This is a genomic window from Levilinea saccharolytica (assembly GCF_001306035.1).
Classification (GTDB): Bacteria; Chloroflexota; Anaerolineae; order Anaerolineales; family Anaerolineaceae; genus Levilinea; species Levilinea saccharolytica.
In genome coordinates this window covers 1-15,303 of record NZ_LGCM01000051.1, presented here as the reverse complement: position 1 = coordinate 15,303, position 15,303 = coordinate 1, and the positions used below count along the sequence as shown (strand labels likewise).

Here is a 15,303-nt window from a genome sequence, read left to right as displayed (position 1 = left end):
GTTCTGATGGAGATCGATGAAGAGTGGCAGACAGGCAAAGTCTATCTTTCGATGTTCAATTCTTAAGGTTCTTTAAAAATCCAATTGGGTCACCTGACCAATCCTACAGAAAAACCCTTGCACAATCAAAGAAAATTCTGGTATCACTGATTGGGCTGTTATTTGTGCTCTCTGCCTGTTCTCCTGCGGCCCCCACCGCAGAAGTCAAGATGGAGATCCCCACTGAGGAATCGATGGAGAAGCCCGCCGACGCAATGATGGAATCCCCAACTGCTGAAGTGATGAAGCCTCAGGAAGAGGATCTGTCGGCAACTTCCTCAGAAGACATGAGCAGTGAAGAGATGATGGTTCCTGACTTTTTCAAAGTTTCGCTCACGGACGTGAATACCGGCGAGGCATTCAAGATTTCAGACTTCGCAGGAAAAGTGGTTCTGGTTGAGAACCTGGCCATGTGGTGCCCCAACTGCAAGAAACAGCAGGAACAAGTAAAATTGCTAAATGAAGCCCTGGGCATGGATTCAGACTTGATCACGATCGGTTTTGCTGTGGACCCCAACGAGAATGCCGCAGACTTAAAGAAATACATCAACAGCAATGGTTTTGATTGGATTTATGCGGTGCCGCCTCAAGAAGTACTCGATGAGATCAGCCGTTTATATGGCGCCAACTTCTTGAATCCACCATCAACCCCGATCTTCGTCATCGACCGCAAAGGGACTGTTCATCCGATGCCATTTGGAGTTAAAAGCGCGGATGACCTGCGGGACTTCGTCGATCCTTTTCTGACAGAAGGTATGTAATTCAATAAAATGAAGACGGCTGCAAATTGTGAATCGCAGTTTGCAGCCGTCGATATCGAAAGGTTATTATGGACACAATATTCACTTCAATTGGTTTGGGTTTACTTGCCAGTGCAAGCCCTTGCATTATTCCGCTGTACCCAGGATATCTTGCATACTTGAGCGGAACAGTGGACGGTGAAAAGCGAAAAGGCCGTTATTTTTTGGGCTTCTTTGTTTTAGCCGGCGTGTTAACCATGATGCTTGTCCTGGGGTTAATCATAGCTTTGTTGTCGGTATCTATCGGAAGTGCATTATCGATCATAATTCCACTTGCCGACCTGGTACTTTTTACTTTGGGGATCCTACTTTTATTCGATAAAAATCCCTTTAAGGCCCTGCCTCAGATAAAAATCCCCGCCTTGAAAAACCCCTTTGTTAATTCCTTCATCTATGGACTATTGTATGGCCCTATCACTCTTCCGTGTTCAGGTCCGCTGGTGGTGAGTATTTTTGCATTCTCGTTGACAACCACCGAGGCTCTCAGCCGCTTGAGCGTTTTTCTATGGTTTGGACTCGGCTTTGGATTGCCATTACTGGCATTATCCCTGATCTCAGGAGTGCTGCAGCGAAACATCACCCGCTGGCTGGCTCAACACGCCAGATGGATCAATATCGCAGGCGGCCTTCTACTGGTCGGTATCAGCATTTATGATTTTATTCTCAATTTACCGCTTCTGAGCTTGATGTTTGGCTCATAGAAGGAAATCGAAGAAAATACCATTACCATCCCCTCAATGGGGGATCCCTGACCTCCGGGTTACACCAGCACCCGGCGCGGTGTGAGTCAAGATCCTGAATCCGTGCCACATCGCCCCATTTTTTCGGGGTTTGTGCGGCGGGCTGTGTAAAAAAGGCAGCCGAACGACCTCAGGTTCGCGCTTCTCCGAGGGGATGCTGCGTGATGCCGGGCGCGCTGGGGCAGCTCATCCATTTTCGTATCGCAGCTATTGATTGTTTTCTTTGTTTTTCTTCCTTGTCAATAGGCGGGATGTATAATCAATTTCAGAATGTCAGCACCCATTTTAGCCACCAAGCTGTATCTCCCCCTACCTCGGTCTACGGTCGTCTCCCGTACGCGTTTGAACGAGCGGTTGAACGAGGGGCTTCTGGCAGGCCGCAAACTCACGCTCATCTCTGCACCCGCAGGGTTCGGCAAGACCACGCTGATCAGCGAATGGATCACCGGGTGTGGGAGGCCGGTAGCCTGGTTGTCACTGGATGAAGGGGACAACGATCCTAAACGGTTTCTAATGTACTTCATCACTGCGCTGCAGACCATTCGACCCACTATCGGGGCAGGGGTATTCGGAACCCTCCCATCCCCTCAAACACCGTCCATAGAAGCGGTTCTGTCAAACTTGATCAATGAGATCATCACCGTCCCTGATCCCTTTGTCTTCGTCCTTGATGATTACCATACCATTGATTCCAAACCGGTTGATCAAGCTCTCGCCTTTCTGATTGAGCATCTGCCGCAGCAGATGCACCTGGTCATCACCACTCGTGAAGATCCAGATTTGCCCCTGGCGAGGTTACGCGCCCGGGATCAATTAACAGAACTGCGCGCTGCTGATTTGCAGTTTACCCAGGCCGAAGCGGCTGAATTTCTCAACCGGGTAATGGGGTTGAACCTTTCGGTTGAAGGTATCGCGGCGCTGGAAACCCGCACTGAGGGCTGGATTGCCGGACTTCAGCTGGCTGCACTTTCCATGCAGGGCCGGTCAGACACCGCCAGTTTTATCCAGACTTTCACCGGCAGTAATCGCTACGTGTTAGATTATTTGGTAGAAGAAGTTCTGCGTCAACAAACTGAAGCCGTCCAGATTTTCTTACTGCGAACCTCGATCCTTGAGCGAATGTGTGGGCCGCTCTGTGAGGCAGTTTTGTGCAAACCGGCTGGCTCAGGTCAGGAGATTTTGGAATATCTCGAACGCGCCAACCTGTTCATCATCCCGCTGGATAATGAGCGGTGCTGGTATCGCTATCACCATCTCTTTGCCGATTTGCTGCGACACCGGTTGTTTCATAGTAACCCCCTTTCTTTTGTCGACAGACAACAAGAGGCCGACGAACGGATGGATGCTCAAGCATTGAACCGGCGCGCCAGTGAGTGGTACGAGGCCAATGATTCGGCGGCCGATGCGATTCATCATGCACTGGCAGCGAAAGATTTTGAGCGCGCCGCTTACCTGATTGAGCTGGCAGTCCCGGAAACACGCAGGAATAGACAGGGAGCCTCTGTCATGGAACTTGGCTGGCTAAAGGCTTTGCCCGATGAGTTAGTCCGCTTCAGGCCGGTGCTCAGCGTTGCCTATGCTTTCGCATTATTTGGCAGCGGCGAGATTGAGGGCGTGGAAGCCCGATTGCTGGACGCCGAGCGGTGGTTGCATAGGATGCCCAACACCCGTGAGGGAACCGAAACTCGGCCAGTGGGGATGATTGTCGTTGACGAAGATGAATTTCGCCGTCTGCCGGGTATGATCGCTCTTCTCCGCACCGCGCAGGCTTTAGCCAGGAACGACATGCCAGCGACTGTGAAAAACGCACGCCGGGTTCTGGAGCTCGCCCCCGAGGACGACTATCTGATGCTCGGTGGAGCCGCCTCGACTTTGGGACTGACCGCATGGGCAAGTGGCGATCTTGCCGCCGCTCACCGCATGATCAATGATGGTATGGGGAATGTCCGAAGGGCAGGATACATCTCTCCCGCTATTGGCAATGCGATTACCCTGGGGGATATCCAGATTGCAGAGGGCCGTCTTCATGAAGCCATGATCACTTATCAACGAGCGTTGCAATGGGCAACCACACCAGGCATACCCGTCCTGCGCGGAGCTGCGGACATGCACGTAGGGTTGAGCAACCTTTATTTCGAGCATAACGATTTGCAAACCGCTTTGCAGCACCTTCTCAGCAGCCGGGCTTTAGGTGAGCTAGCCGGGTTGCCGCAAAACCCATATCGCTGGTGCGCGGCAATGGCACGCATCTTGGCAGCCCAAGGTGATCTGGATGGCGCCCTCGATCAGCTCGACAAGGCAGAGCGCTTATACGATGGAAATTTTTCCCCGAACTTGCGCCCGATCGCGACAAGCAAGGTGCGGTTGTGGGTAACCCAAGGGCGGTTGAGAGAAGCCCTGGGATGGATCCGAGAGCAAGAATTGTCCGTTGATGATGATCTCAGTTACCTGCGCGAGTTTGACCACATCACCATGGCCAGGGTGCTCCTAGCCCTCTATCAAAACGACCCCACAAGCCTCTCTATTCAAGAAGCGATGAGACTGCTGGAGCGCTTGCTGAAAGCCGCGGAGGAACGCGGTGGAATGGGAAGCGTGATTGAAATTCTGATATTGCAAGCAATGGCTTATCACGCGCAAGGTGACCTCCCTGCTGCCCTAGAACCGTTGCGAAAGGCTCTGACGCTGGCTGAGCCAGAGGGTTATGTCCGTTTATTTGTGGACGAAGGCTTACCCATGATGCAACTGCTTCGCGAAGCAGCCTCGCGTGGGATTACGTCAGACTATACAGGTAAGCTGCTGACCGCATTTGAAGCGGGGGAGCGAAAGAGTCAGCCCAAGGCTGATCTGGCCTCCGCCCAACCTCTGATCGAGCCATTGAGCCAACGCGAGCTAAAAATACTACAACTCATTGCCCAGGGATTCTCGAATCGTGAGATCGGCGAGCGGCTTTTCCTCGCCCTGGACACGGTCAAAGGGCATAACCGCAGAATTTTTGACAAACTGCAAGTTCAAAGCCGCACCGAAGCTGTCGCCCGCGCCCGCGAATTTGGTTTGCTGTAAGTATTCGTGTCAGGTCTCCTCAAAATTTCTCCCCTCTAGAAATAAAAAACAACACCTTCTCCTCACACTAAAGTGTCTTTTCGTTAACACTGTGTGGCGGATATGATCCTTGTACATTGAGCAAGTGGCGCGGACTGGTATGACCGGCCACAACCCCTATCCAGGAGCGTTCTCGAGGTACAAGGTGATGTCAAACAAATTCAACTCAACAACGGAACCCGGTCAACCCGTGGTCTATCAGATCAGGCTCAAAGGCCATCTGGGTCACGATTGGACAGGCTGGTTTGAGGGCCTGACCATCACGCTGGAAGAGGGCGGCGATACGCTTCTAACCGGCCCGGTCGTTGATCAGTCCGCGCTGCATGGATTGCTCAAAAAAGTACGTGATCTGGGCCTGCCATTGGTCTCGGTCTGTCCTGTCGACCCCGGCCCTGCAGATACGTCAAATATCAAATCCTAAATAGGCGTAGGGGGCTTGTTTACGCCAATATCAATCACAACTAGGAGAAAAAATGAATACGACTAAAGAAAGGTCCCATGGGACACACAGAACGAACGCAGCGATTGTGGGCGTATTATTCATCCTGGGGACGGTTCCGGCTCTACTGAGCATGCCACTCGCGCAAAACACTGTTTCTGCTCCGGATCATCTGACTGCGATTGCCGCAAATGAAGGCCAGATGCTCCTCTTCACGGCGATTAAATTCCTCATGGGTATTGCCTGTGCCGGCATTGGCCTTGCGCTGTATCCGATCCTGAGGAAATACAACGAAGGCCTGGCGATTGGCTCGGCCGGCTTTAGGGTGATCGAGGGCGGGCTCCAGATTGTTGGCTGCCTCCTCTATGTTGTCCTATTAGCGCTAAGCCAGGAATTCGTGAAAGCTGGGGCTCCGGCGTCATCGTACTTTCAGACAGCAAATGCAGTGCTCAACGCAGGAATCGGTTGGTTTCGAGATGCGGCCAATCTGTTGACATTCGGCATCGGCGCCCTGTTGTACTATGTGGTCTTCTATCAATCCAGACTCATTCCTCGGTGGCTAAGCGTTTGGGGTCTGGTTGGAATCACATTGAGCATGCTCAGCGCTCTGTTGGTGATGTTCCATCTCCTCCCTCCTTTTGGGACGATCCAGGTTATTCTCAACATGCCGATCCTCCCGCAGGAGCTGGTTTTGGCAGGATGGCTGATCGCTAAAGGGTTCAATCCGTCGGTAATCGCTTCTCGCTCCGCAAAAACAGCAGCGAACGAGCTTTTGAGCGCGGCATAGATTTGCTATATAGGGGAGGGGGATGACTGAAAACCTCCCCCTTCCCTTGTCAAAGAATATTTATGCGTACGCGTTTTGTTTACGCCAGAATCAATCACAATCAAAGGAGATAAAAAATGAATTCAATCAATAAGAATGCAAGAATGGCAGGGGTCCTGTATCTCATCTACATGGTAACTCACATCACGAGTGACGTGTGGCGCGATAGTTTCATTGTGCCGGGGGACGCTGGTTAGTGTATTCTTGTTTCTGTAGGATTTGAACCTTAACAAAAGTTGTAGGTCAGGTGTATCCTATGGGTTACCACACCGACACAGGAAAAGCCACATGACCTACACCAACGATTGTACTCTACCTGCGGAACTGCTGGAACAAATTGCCAGCCAGGGATTTGACGCGCTTCCCGAATTGATCCGCATCGTCATCAACACCGCCATGCAAGCTGAACGGCAGAAGTACCTGCGTGCTGCGCCGTTCGAACATTCGCCTGAGCGGCAGGGTCACGCCAACGGCTACAAGCCCAAGACGGTCAAGACCCGGTTAGGGGAAATCACCTTCGACATCCCGCAGGTGCGCGAAGGCGGGTTCTACCCAGAGGCGCTGGAGAAGGGTCTGCGCAGCGAGCGGGCTTTGCGGCTGGCGCTGGCGGAAATGTACGTTCAGGGAGTATCCACGCGGAAGGTGAAAGCCATCACAGAGCAGCTATGTGGGGTTGAGATTTCGGCCATGCAAGTCAGCCGGGCAGCAGCTCAACTGGATGCAGTATTACAGGAATGGCGGGAACGGCCGTTGGGAGAAATTCGCTATCTCTATCTTGACGCCCGTTACGAGAAGGTGCGAGAGGCCAGTCAGGTACGGGATGCAGCGGTTCTGGTGGCCACCGGGATCAATCCTGAGGGAGAACGCCTGGTTTTGGGTGTTTCTGTATCCCTCAGCGAGCACGAAACCCACTCCCTACGGGATGCTTCGCGATGGCGAGCCTTTCTGCAGAGCTTGAAAGACCGTGGGCTGCATGGCATGCGGTTGATTATCAGCGACGACCATGCGGGCTTGGGAGCGGCTCGGCGGATGGTTTTTGGGAGTGTGCCGTGGCAGCGCTGCCAGTTTCACCTCCAGCAGAATGCGGGAGCGTATCTACCTCGGCAGGCGATGCGCATCGAAGTCGCTGCCGATCTTCGGGCGATGTTCAACGCCCCCGATCGAAAAGGCGCAGAAGAGCTGCTCCAGGCCGCCGTCCAGAAATATGCCAAGTCTGCTCCCAGGTTATCGGCCTGGTTGGAAGACAACTTGGCAGAAAAGTTTACTGTCTTTGACTTTCCGCTGGAGCATCACCGCATTATCCGTACTACCAACTTCCTCAAGCGGGTCAACAAGGAGCTTCGTAGACATTCCAGGGTGGTAGGTGTCTTCCCGAATGGGGTTTCCTGTCTGAGGCTGATTTCAGCCCTCTTGATGGAGACCCGTGAGGAATGGCGGATCGGCAAGCATGATTGCGCTGGTAAGTCATTCGAATGTTAAAAAATGGATGTTTCTAACTCGAGTTTACAGAAAAAGGTGTGTCTATCTACTGGGCGAGATCTGGAAGGATCTCAATAGCCAATCCGTGTATGTCATTGATAGTTACCCCATTGCCGCCTGTGAAAATTATCGCATCTGCCGTTCTCGCCGATATCATGGCGAAGTCTGGCGAGGTCACCAAGCCAGTAAAAACGGTATTTCTACGGGGTCAAGATCCACATCATGATTACCAAACACGGTCACCGGTCGGATTCTTTTTGATACCTGGAAGTGTCAGTGAAACAAGTGCTTATCGCCTGTATGATTTTGACCTACCTTCCCAAGCCTGGATTACGGCTGACAAAGCTTACACAGATTATGATGTCGAAGATGCCATCAACGAATCAGGACTGAGAATGAAACCCATCCGGAAAAGTAATTCCAAGCGCCCTTTTCCACCGTGGATCTTCTATATTCAAACCACCTATCGCAAGATTGTCGAGACAACCGGCAGCATGACCGAGCGCTTACTGCCTAAATCTATTCATTCGGTTACCCCTCAAGGGTTTGAGCTAAAAGTTGGCCTTTTTGTCCTGGCCGCCAGTCTCAATTTCCTTTGGTAGCAACCCAGGTTAATTAACCTTATCCTATTATATTGATGAAGGACTTCAATGCCATTTCAAGCCGTATCATCGCATTGATCAATTGCTCCTGTAATTCATCCCACTGATCTTCGTCTTTCAAGCCATAACCTGAAATCACAAACCGAACACGGCTCGCCCGTTTGTCTGGAAGTAATTGCCAATCCAATGGTTCACCGAAAATCCGCTCTATCTCGGACTTATGCTGCAGAAAAGTGTTAAAAACCATCTTGTTCCATTCAACATCACCCCGATCAATATAGAGTTCCACCTGGGCGTCATCCATTCTCACAACGTAATTAAATCCAAGGCCGCTTTTCCCAGCGCCGGCACTGATCCAATTTCCTATTCCTGGCGAGACTTTGGCATGAAGTTTTGTCTTTGTCTTTGCTTTTTCAAGCAGTTCACCCCAGAATTTCAGGCGGAGAACATGACGCTCCGCTAACTCTCCATCCTTTTGACCTTGCTGTAACTTTTTTTGATGTCCTTGCACAGTTGACTTGCCGTCATAACCTTTGATAAATAAAAACACCTTATAAACCGTGCAAAAGGTATCAAGCTTTTCTTGACAGACAATCCCATCAAGATCAGGCCAATAGGACGTCTGCTTATTCTCTTGATCTTTGAAATGGATGATCTTGAGCCGTAGACCATCTGTTAATATGCCCCAATCAATTTGATGGAATTGAGCAGCATAAAACAGGTAAGATTCCCATTCTAAACCGGGAGTAATTTCTTCAAAATTCTCACCAGGTTTCACATAACAAACGATCGCTTTTGGAGTGTGGTTAGCCCCCATGAGGCCTAATGTCATGAGGCGCTGGCTTTTCCCATCCGTAGAAAAACCTAGGATATGAAAAAACTCATCCACATATTCCTTCCAAGAAGGTGAATCTGGATGTTTATAATCCCGGTATTGTTTAATTGTTCGTAGGATATTTTCTATATCCTCTAATGATTCAGGGGGGAGATACTTCTCGGGCATAAGCTCTAGCAGTTTTTTCGTAGCCGAACCAAATTGCGAGGTGGAAACCTGACCCCGAAGTGTCCAAATACCAGAAGAAACCTTTCGAAATAGATCTTTTTTGCCTCGAAATTTTTTTGTGTCAGATGAATGATAATAAATATTATCGTGAATAATTTCTCGCCACCTTTTTGGAAGCGGTTCTCCTCGTATACTTTTTACTTCTTCCATAATATCTTGGAGTGAGGCTTCTCCACCAAGATTCTTAAAAGCCTGTATGATATCTTCTATCCATGTTGACATTGACTCATCCTCTCCTTGAATCGAGGTTGAACGATTGAAAACCTGACTTCGGTGTCCTACCCCAACATCTATCGATCCAACTTCTGCATGGTCCCTAAGAGCCCAAACACCTTTCTCCACTTTCCGAAAGTAATCCGTACCTTTGAAATTTGAAGAGTCTGATGAGTGTGCCTCGATCCTTTCTCGGATACTTGCTTTGTATGTATCCGGCAAGGGTTCAGTTCTAATCTTTTTTACTTCTTCATAGATTTGGGCTAAAGTGGCTTGCCCACCCAAATTCTTCAATGCCTGGATGATATCCTCAACCCAACTCGCCATATCATCCCCCTAAAGCTTTTTGGAAAATAATATCCGTCTCCCGACATTTCCGCTTGGTCTGATCGATTTCACTCAATTCATACTTCGATTCAGGCTTTTGAAAGATGTCCAAACCCCGACCCGGATAAATACACCATCCATTATCAGCACGAATACTCCGATCATGGATTACCGGATCAAATACAAAGGTGAATAGAATCCCATGCTGAGCAAGACTTGTACTGATCTCTTTGAATTTTTGCTCTTGGATTTTTTCCTGATATGCATCTTCGGCAGAAGTGGTGAGATTCAATTCAACCTGGCCGTCTATGGTATCGATGATCCCAGCAAACGCTATAAAATTCCGGATTTGGTATTCCAATCGGACATAGGGATCAGTCACATAGATTTTTTTTGCGCCCTTGAGGTAAGGCCCAAACAAATTCTGGTAGCTGTAACTAGTCTCACCCTCCCGTATGTGAATGGTTTTTGCAGTTAATTCTGACCTGTTTTCTGGCTTAGGAGCCAGCTCCGCAGTAGCTCCGAAATATCGTAGAATCTCCGCTTCCTCTTTATCCGCAGCAACAGGGGGTGGCTCTGGCACAGGCTGAGATATAGTAGGGACAGGTATCGTGCTCGGATCGGAATAATTAACAAGCCTGTGTCCTCGTTGAAAATCATCTGGAATTTTCGAAGTAAACGTCACTGGGACGTATTCTCGGTCCAGTTTGCATAATTCATCCCTAACTCTTTGGCGCAATTCCAGCGCTGGATTAACACAATAAATGTAGAACTCCTCTTCCGTCGGGTCTTGATCCGGGAAGAGGATTTTCAACAGTCCCGTAGCTCCTGCTTCGACCGCCTTACTGTCGCGCATATCGCCACAGTTTTGCAGCTCCATATTTGTTTTGACGTAATCACGGTAGCTGATGTCGCTGCGAAGGGAGTGCAGTATTTCGCCGAAAATATCTCCCTTCAAGCCAATTGTCCGAGAAGGTGTATCTTTGCTGATCCTGGGTAAGTCCCATCCTGGCAGCAAACCCGAGAACCGGTCGATGAATGCAGTCTCTCGCAAGAAATTCGGGAAGACGCGGAATAGCCCAACTTGTTCATTCAAGGGGCGTTTGTTTTGATCTAGGTCGATGTTCGCCAACATCACTAAACCAGCTTCCGCATTAATAGAGCTTGCGCTCCCACGAGCGAAGCGGCCAGCTTCGAGGTATGACTTTAATAAAGCAGTCAGTTCACCCGAAGTGTCTGCTTTGACCTTTTGCGCTTCATCAATAACCACACTGTCATAACGCGTAATTAATCCAGGAGTCTTGCGTGAATCATTGAAGAATAATACGGCAGGAGAGATCGCGCCTGAACGAACGGCCACATAGCGTGACATATTTTCAAACACAAAGCTCTTACCCGTCCCTTTTGGAGCAAGCTCCACCAGGTTATACCTCGGTTCAACCATCGGGATAAGCCGGCAAATCAACAATATTTTTTGCCTTTGAGTATAGAGCTCATAATTAAAACCCATCGAAGAGATCAGAAAATCAATCCATTCTTGGGTTGTAAAGCTCTTACGGCATTCCCGAAAATATTCCAAATCCATATTTGCCAGTTGAAAGGGCCGGAATTCGCGCATCCAGATTTGCCCACGCGGATTATCATCGTTCTTGGGGACATAATAAAGTTTTCCGACCCCCCAAAGTCCGCTGCTCAACAACATTTCATTATCTTGAATGATTTGTGGGATAGCAAACGCAGCGCTTTCATCTAAAAATGGAATGTTGAGATACCGATCACCTTTTTCCAAATTTACATAGACAGAATAATTGTCTAAGAATTGAACTTCCATTTGTTCAAAAAGCTGGTTCTTGATCGTTTCTTTTTGGCTTTTATCAGGAACATATTTCTGAACGAAACCGGCGATTTTCTGACGGGCTGTTTCCGTTAATTCAGTGTTATCGTCCAGATAATGAGAGATGATCCACTCCCGCACATAGGTAGGAATTGCCCGGCTGCCAAAACCGGCTTTATGCACAAAAGACTTGTTGATCACAATTTCACTAAAAACGTCGACTGCCTTTTGTTCAAATGTCTCCATCACTCACTCCTTGGACAAGATCTTCATCTTTGGTGGATGAAGGCTTGATGTTAATCGTCAAACACATTAGTACTCTTCTCTTCAATCATCTTCTTCATGATGATCTTGGGTTGCACATCGAAAGTATGCTGCTCGCCATGGGCGTGGAACCAAACTCGAATGTGCAGGCTGTTCTGCTCTTCAAGGATACTGGTCACTTTGAAGCGCGCTTTGATCTGGACCGCCATATTTTTCTTACCATTCAATAAGGCTATCCGGACGGGTTCACTTTCCACATTTCCATTTAATAGGCTGACCTGAACCTGCTCGACAGCGGAATCATTGGGGTTACCGATTTCCAGTTCAATCGTTTCCATGCGGTAACGGTATTGATTTTTCTTGAGCAAAACAGTTAAGTCCTGCGTTGAGACGGTGGCCGGTTCAAAAACCAGGTACGGAACAATGATCTCTTCGGGCAGCAGCCCGCCGTGAATGTAAAAATCCTTATCGGTGGGTAAAAAGCGGTTGCTGCGCCTGGCGCACAGCACATTGTCCGGGTTCATAAAATCATTGGCAGGCAGGAAAAAGCAATCCAGTTTCAAGTTATCGGCCAGACCGGTAAAACGTTCGCTGCTTACGGTGACGTAGCGGTGAGAGCGAGCCTCGAAACCGTTTGTTTTGAAGAAAGCCGGATCAAGGTCATTCTGCACCGTGGCAGGAATACGGGTAGAGCCGTGATCAGAGACAACATGAATGCGAATGTTTTCCTGCAAACCATGCTTCTCAATAAACAAGATCGTATTTTCAACCAATTTTTCCAGCAGGTGATGAATATGATCACGGTGAGGCATGCCGATTTCATCCGCAGATTTGTGCAGCGCCTTATCCACGGCCAGGTAATTGACCACATAAGTAGCTGCTTCGATGGTTTCGATCGCGCTCAAGCTGCCGATATCGCTGATATAGCGAAAAGCATGATCGCTGAAATAAGGCACCCACCCTTTTTCAATCATGCCCTTATAAGTTTTATCGTCAATCGCCTGGTACCCCACTGCTCCGGCCAGCAAGCATTTTTTGGAGATTTCCGTTTCGCTCGGAAGCATTGCCAGATAAGGCTCGGCGCTGGCTAGGAAATATCCCTTATCTCGGAAGAGATCGCGCAGCATTTCCGAGAAAGCCCAACCCAGGTTGTCAATCACTAAAACCAGGTTGGTCACCCCAGTGCGCTTCAAATCAACCGCTTTATTGGGGAGGATATTGAAGACCATTCGCTTGGAGTTGGCATGAACATCATCCCAATTTTGCATCAACCACTCCGAAAAACGGTCGCCAACGGCATAAAGGTCAGGGTCGAATTGATCGTGAGCGTTACACCAGGCCTGATAGGGCAAGTAGGACTCGGTTGCCCAGGAAAGCATGGTGTCCACATCCCAATCAAGTTCTGGATACCCAGGCTTGGGCGGGCGGATAAGGCCCCGAAGAGCCGCGATTTTCCGGGCGAGCCGGCGAGAAAGACCGCTGAACTTTTCCTCGATTTGATCCATCAGCTCCGGCGTGATCCAATCAGGATGGTCTCGCAGGTGTTTTTGGATCGTTTCAAATTCCACCGACAGCAGCCCGCTCGTTCGATCAAGAAGGGTAACCAGGTCATCCGAATTCTGGGGCTGCTGGTTATTCAGAAAGTAGGTCACCTGAAGAATCGTTTCGGGAATCTTGGATTCTTCAACCTTAAGGTCTTCCAATTGCAATTTGAGCCTTCTAAAAACGTCAAAGGCTTCTCCCAGCACTGCTTCGCCAATCGTCGGGTACCTTTGCAGTACGCGGAAGCGCATGAGCTGAGGTTTTAAGGCATACGGGTCGTCAGCGAATAACTCTACTAACTGACGCTGTTCGCTCGACCTGGCTTTGCTTTTCCACTCCTCTAAACGAGAGTGCAGTGTTCGCGCCAGCAAGGGAATACCGAGACTGGCTTTCCATTTCTGAGGGTCTACAGAATCCAACAAGGACGTCAATTGGGTGAAAGGGAAAGTATTTGAAGTTAAGATGGGAGTGTAATAATGAGCCAGCAAAGTATCTTCAAAGCTAAAGCCTGGTTGGGGACGTAGAGTGGATGAGATAAGACCCGTTTGTGCAATATCTTGATTTGTTGCACTTGCGGGAATATCGATACCCCACTGACTTGCTAGTGCGCCACGCGCATCAATGGTTTCAAATATATAACTGCCAATGGGATAGCGAGAGGTAAGATTTTTAATCCATTGAAAGATAGCTTGATGTTGTACAACTAAATGTAAATCATTATGCCTTTGAGCTGCATCCAGAATTTGTGCATAAGTTCTTGTATATACAGAGACATCATCGATGGTTTTCTCCCCATTATAAGTTATAAGCTTTTCTGGATCAAAAATTATTCGAATCATGCTGTCAACCCCTTGGATTTTACAATCGATATCTCTTCTTCATTCAATCCATATAGTTCAAATATAATTTGATCGAGATCAGCTTCTATTAAAGAAGTGCTAGTATTTGGATTTTTCTGCTTTATTAACAATATTTCATCCACTTTCGCTTTTATATCATTTCGAGCGCAAGCGATTTTTTGCAAAGGAATACGGAATTTTAATAAATGAACGATTTTTGTTTCAACAAAGGTACTACCCAATCTAGGCGCAGCGAATGTTCTAATATAATATTGTGCAAGGTTGGAAATGATAAATGGCAAAATAATTTTTAAATTTTCAGAAGTATTTTCCGAATAATCTTTGAACTGTAAGGAAAAAAAGTTGTTTGAAGCAAAATTTGAATCCAGATCAATAAATGCCTTGAATGGATTTCCAGTTCTTGTGATATATATTTTGGGAAGGCAGAAAATTCTCTTGTCTCTCAAAGAAGCGTAATAACCTTTACTTTTGTCAATTAATTTATCTCGATAATCTACAAACCATCCAGATGTTCTACTGTGATAATTCTCTATGATGTCTCCCGCTCCTCCGCCATAAAATAACGGATAAGTTGTGTCGTTATTTTGCCCGCGGACAAAAAGTAACTCCCTAGAATTACCAGTATGAATCCCTTCATGGCATTGCAAGAAACTATTCATTTCGTCAAACTGATTGATTTTTTCGAGTATCTCTAAATCTTTCTCTCTCGCGATTAAGTTAAATGCATAGTTAAATTCTTTGCGTACAATCTTTCTTTTATCTTGCACATATTGATGTTGTTTTATTACTCTTGTCGATCTATCAAAAGTCGATAATATATACCGCAATAATTGAATGTGTTTATTTTGTGTACTTATAACACAAACATCATGGTCTACATCAGCAAATGGCTTTAAGTCATCTGGCATCCCTGAATTTTCGAGCCAATTGATTTCTGAAATGTATTCTTTTATCAGATATCTTGTTTTCTCAAAATCTTTTAAAAGAATGCTATCCGGCAAAACATAGGCAATTCTATCTTTACTAACTTTGATTGCTAGACCAAAAAAACTAGCCACCTGACAGTTTGAAAAATCAACAGTAAGAACATAGCAAAATCCGAAATGGAAGCGAGTTGAGAAGTTGACGATCAATATAACGCAATCCAATTTGAAAGATACTCAGATCACGACGATC

General features: G+C 47.8%; 11 protein-coding genes. 7 read left to right on the top strand and 4 right to left on the bottom strand.

Features of this window, described 5'->3' with window-relative positions; genetic code table 11:
• Nucleotides 1–209 precede the first annotated feature (209 nt).
• The 7 genes from ADN01_RS14670 to ADN01_RS14640 all read left to right on the top strand — a co-directional run bounded on the left by ADN01_RS14670 (nucleotide 210) and on the right by ADN01_RS14640 (nucleotide 8,024).
• Nucleotides 210–800: a TlpA family protein disulfide reductase gene (locus tag ADN01_RS14670; protein WP_062419193.1), complete on the top strand. Its 591-nt coding sequence runs from the start codon at nucleotides 210–212 to the stop codon at nucleotides 798–800.
• A 68-nt stretch (nucleotides 801–868) separates the two neighbouring features.
• The gene (locus ADN01_RS14665) at nucleotides 869–1,540 is read left to right on the top strand and encodes a cytochrome c biogenesis CcdA family protein (RefSeq protein ID WP_075071235.1); all 672 of its coding nucleotides are present in this window, start codon (nucleotides 869–871) and stop codon (nucleotides 1,538–1,540) included.
• Nucleotides 1,541–1,849: 309 nt separating this feature from the next.
• Nucleotides 1,850–4,639, top strand: a complete 2,790-nt coding sequence (locus ADN01_RS14660; protein WP_062419195.1) for a LuxR C-terminal-related transcriptional regulator — start codon at nucleotides 1,850–1,852, stop codon at nucleotides 4,637–4,639.
• A 187-nt stretch (nucleotides 4,640–4,826) separates the two neighbouring features.
• Nucleotides 4,827–5,099 carry a hypothetical protein gene (locus ADN01_RS14655; RefSeq protein ID WP_062419205.1) on the top strand — a complete coding sequence of 91 codons (273 nt, stop codon included), beginning with the start codon at nucleotides 4,827–4,829 and terminating at the stop codon, nucleotides 5,097–5,099.
• 52 nt (nucleotides 5,100–5,151) lie between these two features.
• A complete protein-coding gene (locus tag ADN01_RS14650) occupies nucleotides 5,152–5,904 on the top strand; it encodes a DUF4386 domain-containing protein (RefSeq protein ID WP_062419196.1) in 753 nt (250 codons plus the stop codon).
• A 327-nt stretch (nucleotides 5,905–6,231) separates the two neighbouring features.
• Nucleotides 6,232–7,422, top strand: a complete 1,191-nt coding sequence (locus ADN01_RS14645; RefSeq protein ID WP_062419197.1) for an IS256 family transposase — start codon at nucleotides 6,232–6,234, stop codon at nucleotides 7,420–7,422.
• An 89-nt stretch (nucleotides 7,423–7,511) separates the two neighbouring features.
• A complete protein-coding gene (locus tag ADN01_RS14640; protein WP_062419198.1) occupies nucleotides 7,512–8,024 on the top strand; it encodes a hypothetical protein in 513 nt (170 codons plus the stop codon).
• A gap of 19 nt (nucleotides 8,025–8,043) precedes the next feature.
• Here the strand turns inward: ADN01_RS14640 and ADN01_RS18860 are convergent, their stop codons facing one another.
• The 4 genes from ADN01_RS18860 to ADN01_RS19370 are packed head-to-tail and all read right to left on the bottom strand — an operon-like array spanning nucleotide 8,044 to nucleotide 15,185.
• A complete protein-coding gene (locus ADN01_RS18860) occupies nucleotides 8,044–9,627 on the bottom strand; it encodes a DUF4268 domain-containing protein (RefSeq protein WP_062419199.1) in 1,584 nt (527 codons plus the stop codon).
• Between the two features lies 1 nt (nucleotide 9,628).
• Nucleotides 9,629–11,707: a BREX system Lon protease-like protein BrxL gene (brxL, locus tag ADN01_RS14630; protein ID WP_062419200.1), complete on the bottom strand. Its 2,079-nt coding sequence runs from the start codon at nucleotides 11,705–11,707 to the stop codon at nucleotides 9,629–9,631.
• Nucleotides 11,708–11,757: 50 nt separating this feature from the next.
• The gene (locus ADN01_RS14625) at nucleotides 11,758–14,106 is read right to left on the bottom strand and encodes a PglZ domain-containing protein (protein ID WP_113918885.1); all 2,349 of its coding nucleotides are present in this window, start codon (nucleotides 14,104–14,106) and stop codon (nucleotides 11,758–11,760) included.
• On the bottom strand, nucleotides 14,103–15,185 hold the full coding sequence (locus ADN01_RS19370) for a hypothetical protein (protein ID WP_147239099.1): 1,083 nt from the start codon (nucleotides 15,183–15,185) through the stop codon (nucleotides 14,103–14,105). Before ADN01_RS19370 ends, ADN01_RS14625 begins: the two co-directional genes overlap by 4 nt.
• Between the last annotated feature and the right edge of the window lie 118 nt (nucleotides 15,186–15,303).